At 73.9% G+C, this 18,060-nt stretch carries 22 protein-coding genes; 13 read left to right on the plus strand and 9 right to left on the minus strand.

Features of this window, described 5'->3' with window-relative positions:
- Window positions 1–7 precede the first annotated feature (7 nt).
- Window positions 8–655, plus strand: coding sequence for an NAD(P)H-dependent oxidoreductase (locus tag ABZ444_RS47380; RefSeq protein WP_358010940.1), 648 nt, complete (start codon window positions 8–10; stop codon window positions 653–655).
- A gap of 2 nt (window positions 656–657) precedes the next feature.
- The gene (locus ABZ444_RS47385; protein WP_357987947.1) at window positions 658–978 is read left to right on the plus strand and encodes a multidrug efflux SMR transporter; all 321 of its coding nucleotides are present in this window, start codon (window positions 658–660) and stop codon (window positions 976–978) included.
- Window positions 979–1,007: 29 nt separating this feature from the next.
- Here ABZ444_RS47385 and ABZ444_RS47390 read toward each other — a convergent pair whose 3' ends face one another.
- Window positions 1,008–2,549, minus strand: a complete 1,542-nt coding sequence (locus tag ABZ444_RS47390; RefSeq protein WP_358010942.1) for an FAD-dependent monooxygenase — start codon at window positions 2,547–2,549, stop codon at window positions 1,008–1,010.
- A 69-nt stretch (window positions 2,550–2,618) separates the two neighbouring features.
- Between ABZ444_RS47390 and ABZ444_RS47395 the strand changes: the two genes are divergently transcribed.
- Window positions 2,619–3,224, plus strand: a complete 606-nt coding sequence (locus ABZ444_RS47395) for a TetR/AcrR family transcriptional regulator (RefSeq protein WP_358010944.1) — start codon at window positions 2,619–2,621, stop codon at window positions 3,222–3,224.
- A gap of 7 nt (window positions 3,225–3,231) precedes the next feature.
- Here ABZ444_RS47395 and ABZ444_RS47400 read toward each other — a convergent pair whose 3' ends face one another.
- Entirely contained in the window at window positions 3,232–3,915 is a 684-nt protein-coding gene (locus ABZ444_RS47400; protein ID WP_358010947.1) for an SDR family oxidoreductase, read from the minus strand.
- A 75-nt stretch (window positions 3,916–3,990) separates the two neighbouring features.
- Between ABZ444_RS47400 and ABZ444_RS47405 the strand changes: the two genes are divergently transcribed.
- Window positions 3,991–4,590 carry a TetR/AcrR family transcriptional regulator gene (locus ABZ444_RS47405; protein WP_358010949.1) on the plus strand — a complete coding sequence of 200 codons (600 nt, stop codon included), beginning with the start codon at window positions 3,991–3,993 and terminating at the stop codon, window positions 4,588–4,590.
- Between the two features lie 61 nt (window positions 4,591–4,651).
- Here the strand turns inward: ABZ444_RS47405 and ABZ444_RS47410 are convergent, their stop codons facing one another.
- Window positions 4,652–5,200 carry an RICIN domain-containing protein gene (locus ABZ444_RS47410; RefSeq protein WP_358010952.1) on the minus strand — a complete coding sequence of 183 codons (549 nt, stop codon included), beginning with the start codon at window positions 5,198–5,200 and terminating at the stop codon, window positions 4,652–4,654.
- Window positions 5,201–5,305: 105 nt separating this feature from the next.
- Between ABZ444_RS47410 and ABZ444_RS47415 the strand changes: the two genes are divergently transcribed.
- Window positions 5,306–6,082: a methyltransferase domain-containing protein gene (locus ABZ444_RS47415; RefSeq protein ID WP_358010954.1), complete on the plus strand. Its 777-nt coding sequence runs from the start codon at window positions 5,306–5,308 to the stop codon at window positions 6,080–6,082.
- A gap of 31 nt (window positions 6,083–6,113) precedes the next feature.
- On the opposite strand, the gene ABZ444_RS47420 is transcribed toward ABZ444_RS47415, so the two are convergent.
- Window positions 6,114–6,743, minus strand: coding sequence for a response regulator transcription factor (locus ABZ444_RS47420; protein WP_358010956.1), 630 nt, complete (start codon window positions 6,741–6,743; stop codon window positions 6,114–6,116).
- Complete coding sequence (locus ABZ444_RS47425; RefSeq protein WP_358010958.1) at window positions 6,740–7,795, minus strand: hypothetical protein; 1,056 nt, start codon at window positions 7,793–7,795, stop codon at window positions 6,740–6,742. The genes ABZ444_RS47420 and ABZ444_RS47425 overlap by 4 nt, the downstream gene beginning before the upstream one ends.
- 120 nt (window positions 7,796–7,915) lie before the next feature.
- On the opposite strand from ABZ444_RS47425, the gene ABZ444_RS47430 reads away from it, so the two are divergent.
- Window positions 7,916–9,037, plus strand: a complete 1,122-nt coding sequence (locus tag ABZ444_RS47430) for a hypothetical protein (RefSeq protein WP_358010960.1) — start codon at window positions 7,916–7,918, stop codon at window positions 9,035–9,037.
- Here ABZ444_RS47430 and ABZ444_RS47435 read toward each other — a convergent pair.
- Complete coding sequence (locus ABZ444_RS47435) at window positions 8,974–9,354, minus strand: PPOX class F420-dependent oxidoreductase (RefSeq protein ID WP_358010963.1); 381 nt, start codon at window positions 9,352–9,354, stop codon at window positions 8,974–8,976. The genes ABZ444_RS47430 and ABZ444_RS47435 overlap by 64 nt on opposite strands.
- A gap of 94 nt (window positions 9,355–9,448) precedes the next feature.
- Here ABZ444_RS47435 and ABZ444_RS47440 point away from each other — a divergent pair, with 94 nt between their 5' ends.
- Both ABZ444_RS47440 and ABZ444_RS47445 read left to right on the plus strand, forming a co-directional pair.
- Window positions 9,449–9,922, plus strand: coding sequence for a helix-turn-helix domain-containing protein (locus ABZ444_RS47440; protein ID WP_358010966.1), 474 nt, complete (start codon window positions 9,449–9,451; stop codon window positions 9,920–9,922).
- 95 nt (window positions 9,923–10,017) lie between these two features.
- Window positions 10,018–12,255: an Orn/Lys/Arg decarboxylase N-terminal domain-containing protein gene (locus ABZ444_RS47445; protein ID WP_358010968.1), complete on the plus strand. Its 2,238-nt coding sequence runs from the start codon at window positions 10,018–10,020 to the stop codon at window positions 12,253–12,255.
- 79 nt (window positions 12,256–12,334) lie between these two features.
- Here ABZ444_RS47445 and ABZ444_RS47450 read toward each other — a convergent pair whose 3' ends face one another.
- Window positions 12,335–13,234, minus strand: coding sequence for a hypothetical protein (locus ABZ444_RS47450; RefSeq protein WP_358010971.1), 900 nt, complete (start codon window positions 13,232–13,234; stop codon window positions 12,335–12,337).
- Between the two features lie 115 nt (window positions 13,235–13,349).
- On the opposite strand from ABZ444_RS47450, the gene ABZ444_RS47455 reads away from it, so the two are divergent.
- The 5 genes from ABZ444_RS47455 to ABZ444_RS47475 all read left to right on the plus strand — a co-directional run bounded on the left by ABZ444_RS47455 (window position 13,350) and on the right by ABZ444_RS47475 (window position 16,802).
- On the plus strand, window positions 13,350–13,862 hold the full coding sequence (locus tag ABZ444_RS47455) for a SigE family RNA polymerase sigma factor (protein WP_358010973.1): 513 nt from the start codon (window positions 13,350–13,352) through the stop codon (window positions 13,860–13,862).
- Complete coding sequence (locus tag ABZ444_RS47460) at window positions 13,849–14,577, plus strand: hypothetical protein (protein ID WP_358010975.1); 729 nt, start codon at window positions 13,849–13,851, stop codon at window positions 14,575–14,577. Before ABZ444_RS47455 ends, ABZ444_RS47460 begins: the two co-directional genes overlap by 14 nt.
- Before the next feature lie 86 nt (window positions 14,578–14,663).
- Window positions 14,664–14,933, plus strand: a complete 270-nt coding sequence (locus ABZ444_RS47465) for a metal-sensitive transcriptional regulator (protein WP_357987995.1) — start codon at window positions 14,664–14,666, stop codon at window positions 14,931–14,933.
- Window positions 14,934–15,082: 149 nt separating this feature from the next.
- Window positions 15,083–16,474 carry an MBL fold metallo-hydrolase gene (locus ABZ444_RS47470; RefSeq protein WP_358010977.1) on the plus strand — a complete coding sequence of 464 codons (1,392 nt, stop codon included), beginning with the start codon at window positions 15,083–15,085 and terminating at the stop codon, window positions 16,472–16,474.
- 106 nt (window positions 16,475–16,580) lie between these two features.
- Window positions 16,581–16,802, plus strand: coding sequence for a YgaP-like transmembrane domain (locus tag ABZ444_RS47475; protein ID WP_358010979.1), 222 nt, complete (start codon window positions 16,581–16,583; stop codon window positions 16,800–16,802).
- Between the two features lie 23 nt (window positions 16,803–16,825).
- Here the strand turns inward: ABZ444_RS47475 and ABZ444_RS47480 are convergent, their stop codons facing one another.
- Window positions 16,826–17,461, minus strand: coding sequence for a transcriptional regulator (locus ABZ444_RS47480; RefSeq protein ID WP_358010981.1), 636 nt, complete (start codon window positions 17,459–17,461; stop codon window positions 16,826–16,828).
- A complete protein-coding gene (locus ABZ444_RS47485) occupies window positions 17,458–17,853 on the minus strand; it encodes a DNA-binding protein (protein WP_358010984.1) in 396 nt (131 codons plus the stop codon). Before ABZ444_RS47485 ends, ABZ444_RS47480 begins: the two co-directional genes overlap by 4 nt.
- Window positions 17,854–18,060: the final 207 nt, after the last annotated feature.

Here is an 18,060-nt window from a genome sequence, read left to right on the forward strand (position 1 = left end):
TCCTCCCATGGCCGTTCTGCTGCACCTGGACGCCAGCGCCCGACGCCGTTCGATCAGCCGCGAGCTCGGCGACGCCTTCGCCGAGGCGTGGCGGTCCGCCCACCCCGAGGGCACCTACGTCCACCGCGACCTGGCCGCCGAGCCGGTGCCGCACATCGGGGAGGCGTGGACCGAGCTGTGCGACTACGTCATGGCCAACCGGATCACCGACATCTCCCGCTACCACGAGGCCGTCCGGACCCCCGAGCAGGCCGCCGCGTGGGCGATCATCGAGCCGCTGCTGTCGGAGCTGGTGGCCGCGGACGTGGTGCTGATCGCCACCCCGATGTACAACTACTCGATCCCGTCGGCGCTCAAGGCCTGGCTCGACCAGGTGACCTTCCCCAAGATGTCGCTCGCCGGGCGGCGTTTCGTGGTCACCACCGCCCGCGGCGGGGCCTACTCGCCCGGCGCCCCCAAGGCCAGGTTCGACTACCAGGAGCGCTACCTGCGTGACTTCTTCGCCGGCCACTTCGCCGTCGAGGACACCACCGTCGTCGCCGCCGAGCTGGCCAACTCCCGCGTCGACCCCGACCTCGCCCACCTGCGCGCCCAGCACGACGAGCTGTACGCCGCCGCGCTGCGCGGCGCGCACGACCTGGGGAAGGAGTTCTGACGATGAACTGGCTCATCCTCGGGCTGGCCGGACTGGTGGAGATCGCCTGGGCGCAGAGCATCAAGCCCACCCAGGGCTTCACCAAGCCGCTGCCCACCCTGCTCTGCTTCGTCCTCATGGTGGCCGCGGTCTGGCTGCTGTCGTACTCGATGAAGACCCTCCCGGTCGGCACCGCGTACGCCGTCTTCACCGGCATCGGGGCGGTCGGCGCGATCGCCCTGGGCGTCGTCGTGCACAAGGACCCGATGTCGATCGGCCGGATGGCGGCGCTGGCGCTGATCGTGGGCGGCATCGTGCTGGCCCGCGTCACCAGCCCGGAGTGACCCCTCCCCGCCAGGACGGGCGGCCGGGCTCAGCTCGGGCCGAACCAGCGGGCGAGGGATGCCCTGAGGCCGTCGGGGGCCGCGCCCGCCCAGGCGACGTAGCCGTCCGGCCGGACGAGCAGCGCCGGGGCGGGGGCGTCGGCGGCGGTGGCGGCGGTGGCGGCCACGTGCCGCACCCGGCCGAGCCAGGGCGCGGCGGCGGTGGCCAGGGCGTCGCCGCCGGTCAGGTCCAGGAGCAGGGGGCGGGCGTCGCGCATCAGCTCGGCCAGGCGCCGCGGCCGCCCGTCGCCGGTGGTCAGCGCCAGGGACGGCGCGAACCAGCCGGTGGGCCCGGCGGGCCGCTCCTCCCCCATGTCGTGGCGGACGTCGCCGCCCGCCATCAGCTCGGCGATCATGCGCAGGTTCTCCGTACGGCCCAGGAGCTCGGCGAACAGCCGTCGTAGCGCGGTGACCTCGGCGCCGGGCGCCAGCAGGGCGGTCGCGGCCAGGGTCTGGGTGACCACGCGTCCGGCGCACGCGCGGCGCTCGGTCTCGTAGCTGTCCAGGAGCCCTTCCGGGGCCCGTCCGCGCAGCGTGGCGGCGAGTTTCCAGGCCAGGTTGGCGGCGTCATGAAGCGCCAGGTTCAGGGTGGGCCCGTGGCTCACCTGGGCGGCGTCGCCGGCGATGAAGACCCGTCCGGCGCGGTAGCGGTCGGCGAGCCGGGTGTTGCGCCCGCACAGCCGGCGCAGCATGACCGGCGCGCCCTCGGGCGGCCGGCTCAGCGGCAGGCGCACGCCGAGGACGCGTTCGACGCTCTTCTCCATCTCGGCCAGCGTCATCGGCGCGCCCGGCCCCGGGAAGCCGCCCGCCGGGTGGTCCTCCCACTCGGCCGTGTTGATCAGCGGCCGCCGCGGGTCGTGGGCCAGGAGGGTGAAGACGCCGCGATCGGTGCGGTGGAAGTGGGCCGGGATCTCGCCGAGCCCCTCGATCAGGACGCGCCCGCCGGGCAGGATCCGGAAGTGCTCGCTCGGGCCGATGAGGGCCGAGCGGTCCACGACGTGGTCGTCGCTGACGCCGGGGAAGCCGATGCCCGCCGCCTTCCTGACCGTGCTGTGGCCGCCGTCGCAGCCGACCAGGTAGCGGGCGGTGAGGGTGGTCTCGGCGCCGCCGGGGCCGCGGGTCACGACCTCGACCCGGTCGTCGTCCTGGCCGAAGGAGATCACCTCCTGGCCGCGCCGCACCTCCGCGCCGAGTTCGGCCGCGCGCGCGGCGAGCACCCGTTCGAGGTCGCGCTGGTCGCAGGGCAGGAGGTACATCGGGTTCGCCGCGCCGAGCGTGTGCAGCGGCAGCGGCATCCCGCCGAAGAAGTGGCCCGGCGCGGGCGCCGGGACGCCCCGGCCGCCGCAGCGTTCGAACAGGCCGCGGTGGTCCAGGAGCCGGACGACCTGCCCGGCCAGGCCGTGGGCCTTGTCCGACAGGTCGGGCTCCGGCCGTCGTTCCAGCACCAGCGGCCGGACGCCGGCCAGGCGCAGCTCGCAGGCGAGGAAGAGGCCGGCGGGCCCGGCGCCGACGACGATGACGTCGAACATCATGGACGGTCCTTTGGGTACAGGGCTGTATCTAATTCCGGTCACCGTAGGGCGCCGCGATAAGATACGCAAGTGAATCTCAAGCACCGTGCCCCCGGCGGCGCGTCCCGCCGTCGCGGCTCCGCGCTGGCGGACGCCATCCTCGACGCCGCCTGGCACGTGCTGGTCGAGCACGGCTACCACGGCTTCACCTTCGAGGCCGTCGCCGCCCGCGCCGGCACCAGCCGCCCGGTGCTCTACCGGCGCTGGCCCCGGCGCGACGACCTGCTGCTGGCCACCCTCGCCAAGTTCTGGCGGCTGATCGACGTACCCGACACCGGCAGCCTGCGCGACGACGCCGTCGGGTTCCTGCGCAACGCCGGCGACGACCGCGCGGGCATGCTGACGCTGATGAGCGTGCAGCTCGCCGACTACTTCCGGGAGACCGGCACCAGCCTCACCGAGCTGCGCGACACCCTGCTGCCGCCCGGCCAGGCGACCGCGTTCGAGACGATCGTGGGCCGGGCGGTCGAGCGCGGCGAGCTGCCCGACGTGCCGCGTTCGTCCAGGGTGGTGAACCTGCCGCTCGACCTGCTCCGGCACGACATGCTCGTCACGATGCGCCGGGTGCCGGAGGAGTCGATCGCCGAGATCGTGGACGAGGTGTGGCTGCCCCTGCTGGGCGCGCCCACCGGCTGACCGGCGGCTACCAGGGGACGGTCTCCCCGTGGCGGTCCAGGAACCGCAGGCCGGGCAGGCCCGCCTGCGCCTCCAGGACGTCCACCACGGCCGGGACGCTCTCCTCCGGCAGGAGCGGCGCGCCTGGCCCGCCCAGCCGGGTGCGGTTGTGGCCCGGGTCGAGGAGCAGCTTGGTGTGGCCGTCGTCCCCGTGGCGGGTGGCGTAGCTGCGCATGAGCTGGTTGAGCGCGGCCTTGCTGGCCTTGTAGAGCTCGTCGTTGCGCGAGACGCTGCCCTGCTCGGACGACATGACCGCGACCGTCCCGCCGGGCGCCACGAGCCCGCGCAGCGACTCCAGGGCGCGCATCGGGCTCAGCGCGTTGGTGATCATCACTTCGGTGAACATGCCGGTCGGGACCTCGCCGATCGGCAGGTCGCCGCGGTCGATCGCGGCGTTGACGAACAGCAGGTCGAGCCGGCGTCCGGTCAGGCGCTCGCGCAGGGCGGCCAGCTGCCCGGGGTCGGTCATTTCCAGCCGCTCGATCTCCAGGCGTCCGTTCCAGGCGCCGGCGCGCGCCCGTAGCTCGCGGTCGTCCGCGCGGGTCGTGGCGACGACGCGCCGGCCGCGCCGGGCCAGCTCGCCGGCGAGGACGAGCCCGAGCCCGCGGGAGGCGCCGATGACGAGGGCCTGCCGGTCGGCCGTGAGGGACATGGCCACTCCATTTGTCTAGACGCAACGTTGCGTCTAGACAGTAGCACGCATCCGGGGGCCGGTATCGTGTCCCGCATGCCAGCCGTGAACCCCGAGCAGCGCCGCGCGCGCTCCGGCAACCGGCGTGACGAGGCCGCGCGCCTGGCCGTGCTGCACGCCACCGACGACCTGCTCGTCGAGCACGGCTTCGGCGCCCTGACGATGGAGGCGATCGCGCGCCGCGCCGGCGTCGCCAAGCAGACGATCTACCGCTGGTGGCCGTCGAAGGTCGAGATCCTGCTCGACACGCTCATCGAGGACAGCGGCAAGCGGCTGCCCGTCCCCGTCGAGCGGCCCACGGCGGAGAACATCCGCGGCTACCTGCACGACTTCGCGCGGTTCGTCACCGGCGATCCGGCCGGCAAGGTCCTGCTCACCCTCCTCGCCGAGGCCCAGCACCATCCCGGCACGGCCGCCGGCTTCCACGAGCGCTACCTCGGCCCCCGCCGTGCGCGCGAACGCGACCTGCTCGCCCGCGCGACCGCGGCCGGCGAGATCTCCCCCGCCCTCGCCCCCGGGCCGGCCCTCGACGCCCTGCTGGGCCCGGTCGTCTACGGCGCCCTGACCGGGTCGGGCATCCCCCGCGACCTGCTGGACACCCTCTTCGACACCCTGCTCAGGCCCCGCTCCCGGTGAGCGGCCGGCCGCCGGGCGCCGGAGCTCGCCGTCCCCGGCGCCGCCGGGGACGGCGCCCTGGTCAGCTCCCGTAGTAGTCGCGGATCTCCCAGAACCGGGACGGGTGCCCGTCACAGGTGTACTGGACGGCCTCCAGGTTGTTGGCGGTGCTCACCCCGCCGGCGATGGTCAGGCACTTGGCGGTCTGCACGTTGCGGAACTCGACGTACTGGCCGACGCGGGTGCCGAGCGCCCAGTAGCGCGAGGGGTGGGTGTCGCAGGTGTACTGGAGGGCGACGACGTTGTTCTCGGTGCTGACGCCTCCGGCGATGGTCAGGCACTTGCCGGTCTGGCGGTTCCTGACCTGCAGGGCCGCGCTGGAGTAGCCCCAGACGTCCCAGCGGCGGGAGGGGTGGCTGTCGCAGTCGTACTGGACGGCGTGCACGTTGTTCTCCGTGCTGACGCCTCCGGCGATGGTCAGGCACTTGCCGGTCTGCCGGTTGACGAGCTGGACGTTGGACGCGGCCCAGACGGACGACGCCGAGGCCGACGCGGGCGCCGGGGCGGTGGTGAGCCCGAGGACGAGCAGCGGGGCGACGACGGCCGCCGGGCGAAGGATGTGTGTCTTCATGCGACCAAGCGTGCGGTCGCGGGGCCCGTACGGCCTGAGTAGCGCGTACTCAATGTGCACCGGCGGGGTTGCGCCCCCGGACGATCATGAATCAGGATCGGGTACATGACAACACAACGCATTCAAGGAAGGGTCTTCGGCGAAGTCGCTGACGAGTACGACAGGGTCCGGCCCGGCTACCCGGCGGAGCTGGCCGCGGACGTGCTGGCCTACGCCGGCGGGCCCGCGCTGGAGGTGGGCGCGGGCACGGGGAAGGCGACGGAGCTGTTCGCGGCGAGCGGCATCGAGCTCGTGGCCACCGAGCCGGATCCGGCCATGGCCGCCGTGCTGGCCCGGCGGACCGCCGACCGGCCGAACGTGACGGTCACCGTCTCCTCGTTCGAGGAGTACGTCCCGGAACAGGCGTTCGGCCTGCTGTACTGCGCCCAGGCGTGGCACTGGGTCGACAAGGAGGTGCGCTGGCAGCGGGCCGCCGCGGCGCTGGCCCCGGGCGGCGGGCTCGCCCTGTTCTGGAACGTCGACTGGCCCGCCGACGAGGGGGTCACCGCGAGGCTGCTGGCCGCGCACGAGCGGTTCGCCCCGCACATCAGGCCCAACACCGGCCCGATCGGCAGGCCCATCGGCGAGGCGGCCGGGGCACGTGAGTGGGCCGGGGAGATGGGGCTGCCGCCCGAGTTCGGCGACCTCGGCACCCGGCTCTACCGGTCGGGACGCACGGTCTCGACCGCCGACTACGTCGCCCTGCTGTCCACCCAGTCGTCCTACCGCATCCTGGCCGACGACGTGCGCGAGAACCTGTTCGGCACGCTCCTCGACACGCTCGGCGAGCAGGTCGCCCTGAACGTCGAGACGGCCCTCTACCTGGCCCGCCACCTCCCCTGACCGGCGGCACGGCACGGACGGGCACACCCCGTCACGGCTGGGCCCTGCCGGTCGCCCACGCCCATCCCGCGATCATCACGCGGTTCCTCGCGCCAATCTTGCGCTGGACCGCGGCGACATGGTTCTTCACCGTCCCCGGGGACAGGAAGAGCTCGGCGGCGATCTCCGCGTTGGTCCACCCCTGAGCCACCAGGGCCACGATCTCGTCCTCCCGCTCCGTCAGCACCACGTCCGAGACCTCCCGTTCCGGGCCGCTCCCGCGCAGCAGCCGGACGGTGAGCTGGGGGCTGATGAGCATGTCGCCGTTCACGGCCGCCCGGACGGCCTCGACGAGCAGCGCGGGGCCCGAGCGTTTCAGCACGAACCCGGCCGCGCCGTGCCTGAGCGCCGCCCGGACGTACTCCTCCAGCCCGAACGTGGTGACGACCACCACGTGGATGCCGGTGCCGGACAGGGCGCGGGTCACCTCGATGCCGTCGGCGCCGGGCATGCGGATGTCGGCGAGCACCACGTCCGGCCGGACGGCGAGGGCGGTGTCGATCGCGGTGCGGCCGTCGGCCGCCTCGGCCACCACGGTCAGGTCGGGCTGGGCGTCGAGGATCAGGCGGAAGGCGTCGCGGATGCCCTCCTGGTCGTCGGCGACGAGGATGCGGATGCTCACCCGGGAGATTGTCGCAGCGGCAGCCGCGCCGCCAGCGACCACCCGTCCGGCGCGGCCCCCGCGACCAGCTCGCCTCCTTGTTCCGCGACGAGCGCGGCCAGGCCGGGCAGGCCCGCGCCGCCGCGGCGGCGGCCCGCCGCGCCGGTCGTCCCGTCGTTGGTCAGCGTGAGCGCCAGGACGTCGCCCGGCGTCGTGACGGACAGCTCGACGCGGCGGGCCCGGGGCGCGTGCCGCCGGATGTTGGTCAGCCCTTCGATCACGATCCGGTAGGCCAGCGCCGCCGTCTCCGCCGGGACGGCCGCCGCGCGGTCGATCCGCACGCCGACGTGCGCCGGTCCGGCGGCGGAGAAGCGCGCGGCGGCCTCGGCGATGCCGTCCAGGTCGCCGGACGGGCCGAGGGGCCGGTCGTGGTGAAGCATGTCGAGCGTGCGGTCGAGCGTGGACAGGGCCCGCTGACCGGCCGCCTCGACGCGTTCCAGCGCCCGCAGCGGATCACCCGCGACGGTGCCCGCCTGGGCGTGCGCGACCATCTCGCTGATGTCGTGGGCGAGGAAGTCGTGCAGGTCGCCGGCCAGCCGCAGCCGCAGGACGGTGCTCGTGTCGGCCACCGCCCGCCGCTGCCGTACGTCGAGCAGGCGCAGATAGGCGCCCACGGCGGCGCCCGCCAGCACGCCCACCCCCCAGAACGCGCACGCCCCCAGCGCCTCCAGCGGCGAGGCGGGCGTGAAGACGCGCGGCAGCCAGGTGGCCGCGGCGAGCCCCGCGAGCAGCGCCGCGGGCACGGCCCGGCGGACCGGCGCGTACCGGACGACCAGGCCCGCCGCGACCGTCAGCCCCGCGCTCTCGGCCATGCCCAGCGCGCCGACGCCCGGCGTGGACGGCCCCCCGGCGGCCAGCCACAGGGTCGTGACCACCAGGGACCCGCCCGCGGCCGCCAGGGTCAGCCAGGTAAGCCACCTGGCCCTGCTGCCGGCCAGGAACAACCCGGTCGCCGCCACGGCGACGGCGACCGCCGCCGGCAGTGAGGCGGCGACCATCCACAGCACGTTCACCCGGGACACGATATGCGCCCGCGCCGGCGCGCCCCACGTGCCGAACGGCACTGCCGCGGCCGGCAGGAGGTGCCGAACGGCATCTGCCCGCCGGGCGCCCGCGCTGGGAGGCTCGTCGGCATGACGATCTTCACTTCCGGCCGGTACGGGTACGCGGCGGCGCTGTGGGCGGTCGCCTACGGCCTGCTCGGCGCGGCGTGGGCGCTCGGGGCGCCCGGTTATCCCTGGGGGGCCGACGATCCCGACCCCGACGGCGCGCTGTCGATCCTGGCCGGCACGGCGCCGCCGTTCGGCTGGTGGATCGCGGCGTTCGCGGCGCTGGTGGCCGCCACAGCACTGGCCCTGACCCGCCGCGATGGCCCCCGCCCGGCGAACGGACCCGGGCCGCGCCCACCCGAGCCGAGCCACCGTGGCGGTGAGCGCCCGTCGAAGGGGGCATGGAGGCGGGTGCCGGTCTTCCTGGCCTGGCCGATCGCCGCGCTGCTGGTGCTGGTGGTGCCCGACTCGCGGCTGATGATGGGCGTCGCCTACACGCCGTTGCTCCTGGTCGCCCCCCTCTTCGGCTGGGGGCTGGGCGGCGCGACGTTCGCCGACGCCTGGCCGTGGCCGGTGCTGAACCAGCTCGTGTGCGTGCTGGGCGGCCTGCTGCTGGCCGCCGCCGCGCGGGACCACGGGCGCGGGCGCGGGAACTGGTTCACCCCGGCGCGCGGGCGGATCGCGGTGTACGTGGCGGTCGCGGTGCCGCTGGTCTACTGCGCCACCCGGTGGGCGTGGGCACTGGGCATCCCGCTCGGCGTGAGCACGGAGTTCCTGGCCGCGGGCGAGGACGGGCTGTGGCTGGCGGGGGCGTACCTGGCGACGTTCGGGGCGCTGGGCGGCGTGCTCACCCTCGGGCTGGTCCAGCGGTGGGGCGAGGTGTTCCCGCGCTGGATCCCGGGGCTGCGCGGCCGCCGGGTGCCGCCGCTGCTGGCGGTCGTACCGGCCGGGTTCGTCTCGATCATCATCACGGTGGCCGGGCTCACCTACATCCGCTGGACCGTGGCCGGCCGGTTCGCCCTGGAGGAGTGGGGAGCCTGGCTGCCGGAGTGCTTCTGGCCGGTGTGGGGCGCCGCGCTGGCCACCGCCGCCGTCAGCTACCACCGGCGGCGCCGGGAGACCCCCGCACCCGACGGCGGGGGTCAGCCCACGCTCTGCCGGTCGGGCTCGATGAGCACGACGACCCGTTCCTCCGCGCGCGAGTAGGGACCGCCGATGTACTTCGCGGCGATCCGGTCGACGATCTCCCAGCCCGCCTCGCCCTCGACCCACTCCACGACCCTGCCCCGGACGAGCACCGGCCGGAACGGGTCGCCGGGCGGCGTCAGGGAGAGCGCGACCCGCGGGTCGCGCCGCAGGTTGAGCGCCTTGCGGGAGCGCGGGCCGGTGAGGACGGCGACATGGTCGCCGTGCGTGCCGATCCAGACCGGGACGGAATGGGGAGCGCCGTCGGGCAGGACGGTGGCGAGGTGGGCGATCGGGGTGCCGTCGAGCACGCCGCGCACGCCGGGGTCGAGTTTCATGGGTTCTCTCCGGGTTCTGGAGTTCCTTGAGGAGACTCTGTAACCGTAGCAGCGAGAGTTCCTTCAGGGAACCCCGAAAGGTAGGGTGGGGTCCATGCAGCGCACGAACTTCGCGGAGATGGCCTGCTCCATCGCCCGTACCCTCGACGTGATCGGCGAGCCGTGGTCGCCGCTGATCCTGCGGGACGTGTGGGCCGGGGTGCGGCGATTCGACCAGCTCCAGACCGATCTCGGCATCTCCCGCAAGGTGCTGACCGAACGCCTCACCCACCTCGTCGACCACGGCGTCCTCGAACGCCGCCCCTACGACCGGCGGCCTCGCCACGAATACCACCTGACGGCCAAGGGCGCCGAGCTGGTCGACCTGCTCATGGTCATGGCCGCATGGGGTGACAGGTGGCTCGCGGGCGGGGCCGGGCCGCCCGTGCTCTACCGCCACCACGCCTGCGGCGAGATCAGCGCCGCGGAGCTGCGCTGCGCCCACTGCGGCACCCCGATGCACGCCGCCGACGTCGACCTGCTGCCCGGCCCCGGCGCGGCCGCGCGGCGCGGCGACACGCCCGACTGAGCACCCGGCAGGCTTTCGTCACTTACCGTGTCTTTGTCATTCCTTGGAGTTACGATCAGGGAGTCCCCTGTTTCTGATCGACCACGGAGTGCCGTATGGAGCGAACGGTTCTGGCCGCCGTCACCGAACACCCCGACGCCGACTCGGCGCTCGCCGAGCAGATCCGCCGGGTGTGCGCCGAGATGGGCGAGCTCGGCCTGCAGGTGCGCTGGACCCGCCGCACGGCCGACGCCCTGGCGGTGGTCGGGTCCGACGCCTCGCTCACGGCGATCCTGGCCGCCTGGGACGCGCCCGGCGCCGAAGACCTGCTGGCCGCCGTGGCCAAGCGCTTCCGCGGCCTGCCGGTCTTCCTGATCACCCAGGACCAGGAGCTCCCGCTGTGGGTGTACGAGGTCATCCAGGGCTACGTCTTCCCGCTGGAGGACACCCCGCAGTTCATCGCCGGGCGCATCGCGCACGCCGCCGACCAGTACGCCGACCAGATCCTCCCGCCGTTCTTCCGCGCGCTGCTGCACCTGGAGGACCACCACCCCTACTCCTGGCACACCCCGGCGCACGCGGGCGGCGTGGCGTTCCTGAAGTCGCCCGTGGGCCGGGCGTTCTTCGACTTCTACGGCGAGCGGCTGCTGCGCACCGACCTGTCGATCTCCGTCGGGGAGCTGGGCTCGCCGCTCGACCACACCGGCCCGATCGGCGAGGCCGAGCACAACGCCGCCCGCGTCTTCGGCGCCGAGCGCACGTTCTTCGTGGTCAACGGCAACTCCACCGCCAACCGCATCGTCGGGCACCACGCGATCGCCCGCGGCGACACCGTCCTGGTCGACCGCAACTGCCACAAGTCGATCCAGCACGCGCTGGCGATCAGCGGCGCGCGGCCGGTCTACATGGTTCCCGAGCGCAACGGCCTGGGGCTGGCCGGGCCGATCCCGGCCGCCGCGCTGGAGGCGCCCGCCGTCCGGGCGCGGGTGGCCGCCCATCCGCTCGCGGCGGGCGACCCCGCGTACGCGGTCGTCACCAACTCCACCTACGACGGCGTCTGCTACGACGCGGTCCGGGTCGCCGAGCTGCTGGGCGCCAGCGTGCCGCGGCTGCACTTCGACGAGGCGTGGTTCGCCTACGGCCGGTTCAACCCGCTCTACTCACGCCGGTACGCCATGTCGGTCGACGAGCGCACGCTGCCCGGCCCGGAGCGTCCCACCGTGTTCGCCACGCAGTCCACGCACAAGTTGCTGGCCGCGTTGTCGCAGGCGGCGATGTTGCACGTCCGGCCCTCGCCGCGGGCGCCGGTCGACTACGACGCGTTCAACGAGACGTACCTGATGCACGCCTCGACCTCGCCGCTGTACCCGATGATCGCCTCCCTCGACGTGGCCGCGGCGATGATGGACGGCCCCTCGGGCTCGTTCCTGACCGGCGAGGCGATCGTCGAGGCGGTCCGGTTCCGGCAGGCGATGACCCGGCTGGCCGCCCGCATCCGCGAGGACGGCGGCCGGCCCGGCTGGTTCTTCGGCCTCTGGCAGCCGCCCTCGGTGCTCGACCCGCACACCGGCCGGGCCGTGCCCTTCGCCGACGCCGACCCGGCGCTGCTGTGCTCGGAGCCGCGCTGCTGGGTGCTGGAACCCGGCGCCGCCTGGCACGGCTTCGACGGCATGCGCGACGACTACGCCCTGCTCGACCCCGTCAAGGTGACGATCACCTGCCCCGGCGCGGACGCGGCAGGGGGCACGCTGGAGTGGGGCATCCCGGCCAAGGTCGTGGCCGCCTACCTGCAGCGGCGCGGCATCGTGGTGGAGAAGACCGGCGACCACACGCTGCTGGTGCTGTTCTCGATGGGCATCACCAAGGGCAAGTGGGGCACGCTGATCGACGCGCTCACCGACTTCAAGAACGCCTACGACGACGACAGGGCGCTGGCGGACGTGCTGCCCGGGTTCGGGCCGTCCGGGGCGTCGTTGCGGGCGTTCTGCGCCGAGGTGCACGCCGAGCTGCGCGACTCGGGCGTGGGCGCGCTGCTCGACCAGGTCTTCACCGCGCTGCCCGAGCCGGTCGCGACGCCCGCCGACGTCTACCAGGCCATGATCCGCTCCCGTACCGAGCGGGTCCCGCTGGCCCGGCTGGCCGGGCGGGTGGTGGCGGCGACCGTGGTGGTCACCCCGCCCGGGATCCCCATGCTGATGCCCGGCGAGGCGACCGGCGCGGCCGACGGCCCGCTGATGAGCTACCTGCGGGCCCTGGAGGACTTCGACCGGGCCTTCCCCGACCTGGCCACCGACATCCACGGCGCCCACCGCGACGGCGAGGGCCGCTACTGGGTGGAGGTCCTCCGCGACTGACGGCCGCCCCCGCCGTGCCGTCGGTCGCGAGGCCGGAACGTCAGCGCAGGGGCCGGAACGTCAGGGCAGAGCCGGAACGTCAGGGCAGAGCCGGTACGGCGGGCCGGGCGTCGGTCCAGCCGACCTCGGCCAGGGTCGTGACGGACGAGTTCCCGGGCCCCTTCCCGCCACGACCGCCGGTGTACTCCTGTGCCAGCAGCACCATCCTGCCGGTGTCGACGATCAGCCGGTCCCTCGTCCGCATCGCCGGCTCGCCCGTCCCGTTCACCGTGTCGATCACGACGACGGCGCCCGGCCTGCCCAGCTCGTCCTTGGCGTTGCCGTCCGCGCGCACGCCCGGCATGGTGAGCATCGCCTGGTAGGCGGCGGTGCGGACCTCCTTCGGCGCGGGCAGCACGTGCAGCAGCTGGGGCAGCGTCCCGGCCACCCAGCCGGGCAGGGCGCTCTCGGGGATGCGGCTGACCCGGCCGGCCCTGGTGAGCCAGTCCTTGAGCAGGGCGGGGTCGGCGGGCAGGCGCTGGACCTCGTCATAGGTCAGCAACTGCCCGGCCAGCTCGAACTGCACGCGCTCCCGCACCGTCCCCAGGTGGCCCTTGGTCGGCTCGGTGGACAGCCGCACGGTCTTCCCGTCGATCGACTCGCTCCACTTGGCGGGTGAGCCGTCAAGCTGCCAGGCCTTCTTGTCGGCCGGGGTCGGCGGCGTCGTCCCGAGTTCGCGGTAGGCGTACCAGGCCCTGCCGTCGGGGGTGGTCCACCGTTCCGTGATCTGCCTCTTGACCAGCGAGTACGGGTGCGCCCTGGTGCCGAACCGCTCCGGCTGTCGCATGCTGAGCAGCTCCTTGACGTGCCAGTAGGCGCCCTCCGGCGGGGCCGCCGCGGCGGGCGCCGGCGTGCCCAGGGCGGCGCCCACCACCAGCCCGGCGCCCATGGCGATCAGGCGGCGGAACGTCGCCGCCGCGGTCCATGAATACGAAGTCATGACCCTCCATACGCCTGAACCCCCCGAAGGGTTGCCCGCCGTCCTCCCTCGCCGCCGCGGGCAACCGCCGCCGACGCCCAGGCGTATAAGGAAGCGTGAAATCGGACAGACAGCCGTGAGCGCCACGGAACACGACTTCGGCGCGTTCGTGGCCGCACGCGCCACGAGCCTGCTACGGGTCGCCTACCTCGCCTGCGGCGACGAGGCGGAGGCCGAGGACCTGCTGCAGACCGCGCTGGAGCGCACCTACCGGAACTGGGACCGGGTCCGCCACGACAGCCCCGAACCTTACGTGCGCCGTGTCATCGTCAACGCCGCCATCAGCCGGGCCCGCCGCCGGGCGATCCTCAGGATCATCCCGATGCACAGCCCGCCGGACACACCGGACCGGGCGACCGATACCGACCTGCGCCAGGTGCTCATGGACGCGCTGCGCGCCCTGCCGCCCCGGCAGCGGGCGGTGATCGTCCTGCGGTACTGGGAGGACCTCAGCGAGGCGCAGACCGCCGAGGTGCTCGGTTGCTCGGTCGGCACGGTCAAGAGCCAGGCGTCGAAGGCGACGGCCAAACTCCGTTCGGCCCTCGGACGGGAGACAGTGGAAGGAGTGATCAGGAATGCCCACGCTTGAGGAGGAGCTCCTCCGGCTCATGACGGAGCAGACCGCCCGGCTGCATGCCGCGCCCGACCTGGTGGAACGGGTGGTGCGCGGGTCCCGGCGCAGGCGGGCGAGGGGGCGGATCGCGGCGTTGTCGGCGTCCGTGGCGGTCGTGGCCGCGCCCGTGGCGTACCTGGGCGCGAGCACGATGACCGCGACGGGCGGCCAGGTCACGATCTCCGTGACGCCGGAGCCGCCCGCCATCGACGACACCCCGCCCCAGCCGTCGGAACCGCCGAGCCTCGGCGACCTGGGCGACGGGAAGAAGTTCGGGCACGTCCAGGTGGGATACCTGCCCGAGCGGCTCAAGTGGTCCGGCTGGTCGCTGGACTTCGGCGACAAGTACACCACCGCCTACATCTACGAGGGCGACGACCCGGGCTCCTACCGGGTGCAGGTCTACATGTACGAGCAGGGGGCCGTCCAGGAGGTCGGCGACCGGATCGCGGCCTACCGCGACGAGGAGGACGGCGAGGAGGTGACCGTCGGCGACCGCGGCGGCTACCTGGTCGTCCAGGACGTCGGTGAGGACGGCATGAAGGGCACGCCCACCCTCTTCCTCCGCATGGGCGACCGGCAGTGGGCCGAGATCATGTTCAGCCCGGGATACACCAAGGAGTTCCGCGACGCCGGAGCCGTGTCCGCCGAGCTGAAGAAGATCGCCGAAGGGCTCACCCCCGCCCCGTGACCGCCTCCGCCTCCATCGCGGCCGGACATGCGCGACGTGCGCGGCACAATACCTCGGGGGGTATATTGGCGGTGGAGGTGGAGCGAATGGACATGAACGCGGCCGTCCTGGCCGAGGCGCTCACCCGGCTCAAGCGGGCCCACGGCCAGCTCGGCGGGGTGATCGCCATGATCGAGAACGGCGACGACTGCGAGCGGGTGCTGACCCAGCTCGCGGCGGTGTCCAAGGCCCTGGACCGGGCCGGCTTCAAAATCATCTCCACCGGCCTGCAACAGTGCCAGGCGGCGCGCGAGCGTGGCGAGGAGCCGCCCATCACGCCGGAGCGGCTGGAGAAGCTGTTCCTGGCCCTGTCCTGATCTCCCCACGGGCATCCGAAGGCGACGACTGAACGCGTACGCCCGAGTATGCCCGTCTTTTTGCCTCCCCTATACCCCCCGGGGTATCAATGGGTAGGACCGTCCCCGACCGGAAACCGACCGCGAACGACACGAAGGCGGCGAAGAAGATGAGCACGATCCACATCGAGGTGGTGGAGACCTCTTCCCTGGGCGACCGCAGCTACCTCGCCCACGACGGGCAGGTCGCCCTGGTCGTGGACCCGCAGCGGGACATCGACCGGATCCTCGCCCTGGCCGGACGGCTCGGCGTGCGCATCACCCACGTGGCCGAGACCCACCTGCACAACGACTACGTCTCGGGTGGTCTGGCCCTGGCCCGGGTGACCGGCGCCGCCTACCTGGTCGCCGCCGACGAGACCGTGCGGTTCGACCGCCGGCCGATCTCCGACGGCGAGGAGGTCACGCTGTCCGGCGCCATGAGCGTCCAGGCGGTGGCCACGCCCGGCCACACCTTCCACCACCTGTCGTACATCCTGACCGGCCCGGACGGCCCCGAAGGCGTCTTCACCGGCGGCTCCCTGCTCTTCGGCACCACCGGCCGCACCGACCTGCTCGGCGCCGAGCACGCCCACGACCTGGCCCACCGCCAGCACACCTCGGCGCACCGCCTGGCCGACCTGCTGCCCGACGGCGCCCACGTGTGGCCCACCCACGGCTTCGGCAGCTTCTGCTCGGCGACGCAGGCCGACGCCCCGGCCTCCACGATCGGCCGCGAGCGGCAGGCCAACCCGGCGCTGCGCCTGGAGGCCGACGACTTCGTCGCCCAGACCCTCGCCGGTCTCGACGCCTACCCCGCCTACTACGCCCACATGGGCCCGCGCAACTCCGCGGGCGGCGGCCCGATCGACCTCACCCCCGTACGGACCGCCGACCCCGAGGAGCTCAGGAAGCGGATCGCGGCCGGGGAATGGGTGGTGGACCTGCGCTCCCGCAAGGCGTTCGCCAGCCGCCACCTGACCGGCACCCTCAGCTTCGGCCTCGACGGCCCCATGTCCACCTGGCTCGCCTGGATGGCTCCCTGGGGCGCGCCGATCACCCTGCTGGGCGAGGACGCCGGGCAGGTCGCCGCCGCCCAGCGCGAACTGGCCCGCATCGGCGTCGACCGCCCGGCCGCCGCCGCGACCGGCGACCCCGGCCGGTGGGCCGGCGGCGAGGACGACCGGCTGGGCGAGCTGGCGGTGGCCACGTTCGCCGACCTGGCCGCCGTCCGCGCCGGGCGCGCGCCCGCACATCTGCCCGCCCCGGACGTCGTGCTGGACGTGCGCATGACCAACGAATGGCGGGCCGGCCACGTCGCGGGCGCCACCCACATCCCGCTGCCCGACCTGCCGCACCGCCTGGCGGACGTCCCGGCCGGCACGGTGTGGACGCACTGCGGCTCCGGCTACCGGGCGGCCGCCGCCACCAGCCTGCTCGCCCGCGCCGGACGCCGCGTGGTGCACATCGACGACGCCTACGCGGCGGCCGCCGAGGCGGGCCTGACCATCACCGACGACTGACCCGACCGGTCCCGGACCTTCGACAAGGGCATCTCATGACCACCGCCGACACCCCGCCGGAGCCCCGGTCGTCACGGGGACGCCGCGCCGGTCGCCGGAACGCCAGGTGCGGCTGGTGGCGGGCTCGATCGTGCTCGGCTCGGTGCTGATCAGCATGCGTCTTCCGCGGGCCAGGTGGATCGCCGCCGGCATCGGGGCCGGGCTGATCTTCGCCGCCGTGTCGGACACCTGCGCCATGGGCATGCTGCTGTCCAGGCAGCCCTACAACCGGGGCCCGCGCACCGACCTGCCCACCGTCCTGGACTCCCTGGGCGGCGGCCGGGGCTGAGCCGACGGGACGTGCGCCGGCGGTCAGGAGTGGGCGCGGCGGTCGAGGCCGAGGGTGGAGATCAGGTCCTCGTGCAGCTCGAACCAGACGCGATGGCAGGAGTCGACGTCGGTGCGGTCGACCCAGGCGCCCTCCCCGTTGCGGGCGCGGGCCAGGGCCGCGGCGAAGCGCGTGTCGTACCCGCCGAACCGGGCCAGGACGCCGGTCAGCCGGTCGGCGAGCGGCTGGAGGGCGCGGCCGACGACGGTGAGCTCGTGCAGGATCCGGGCGTCCCAGGCGGGGTCGGAGTGGTCGTTGACGGCGAGCCGGTCGCGGCCGTCCGGGCGTAGCTGCCAGTCGGTGCACGCCTTGAGCAGCAGGGCGTTCAGCGGGAGGAACTCGCGGTAGACGTCGTGCACCTCCTCGGCGCCGTCGGCCTGGTCCAGCTCGGCGGCCAGGCGCCGCTCGTCCTCGGCCCGGCCCGCCTCGGTGAGCGACCAGCCGCCGGTGCCGGCGAACTCCGAGCGGCTCACCCAGCCGCGCGCCTCGGCGTCGAGCAGCTCCTCCTCCGTCTCGGCCACGCCGAGCGCGTACCGGCGGGCGAGCACCGGGGTGTCGGCGAAGCCGGTGACGCGGACGGCGTGCAGCGCCAGCAGGTCCGGCGCGGAGCTCCGGGTCATGAGCCGGCCTCCTGACGGGTGGTCAGGCGGGTGTAGTGCTGCTGGCACGCCTGCGGCGAGTTGAACCCCATCGCCTCCGCCATCTGCGCCCAGGTCAGCCCGGCGCTGCGGGCGGTGAACAGCAGGGCGGACTCGATCGCCTCGACCTCGGCGCGCGCGGCGGGCAGCAGGGCCAGCGCGCCCAGGATGTCCTCCGGCTCCAGGCCGGCGTTGCGCCAGACGGCGAACCGCGTCAGGTCGACCGCCGACGGCGGGACGGGCGCGGGTTGCCACGGGCGTGGGTCGAGCAGGTCGGCGCCCAGGGCCAGGAGCCGCCGGCGAGCCTCCTTCTCGCGCTGGGCCTGAAGCTGGTCCGCGTTCGTGGCGTGGACGGGGTCGTGGTTGCGTTGCATGCGCCACATGATTCACAATCGGCGGGACATCGTCAACATTTTGTTGAAGGGCGGGGCGGATGATCGTACCCCTCGATGAGGCCGCGGCCGACACCTGCGGGGGCAAGGGCGGCGCGCTCGGCGCGCTGCTGCGGGCGGGGCTGCCGGTCCCCGGCGGCTTCGTGGTGCCGTTCGCCGCCTACCTCGCCGCGGTCCGCGGCGGGGTTG

The sequence above is a fragment of the Nonomuraea sp. NPDC005730 genome (genome assembly GCF_040630865.1).
GTDB lineage: Bacteria > Actinomycetota > Actinomycetes > Streptosporangiales > Streptosporangiaceae > Nonomuraea.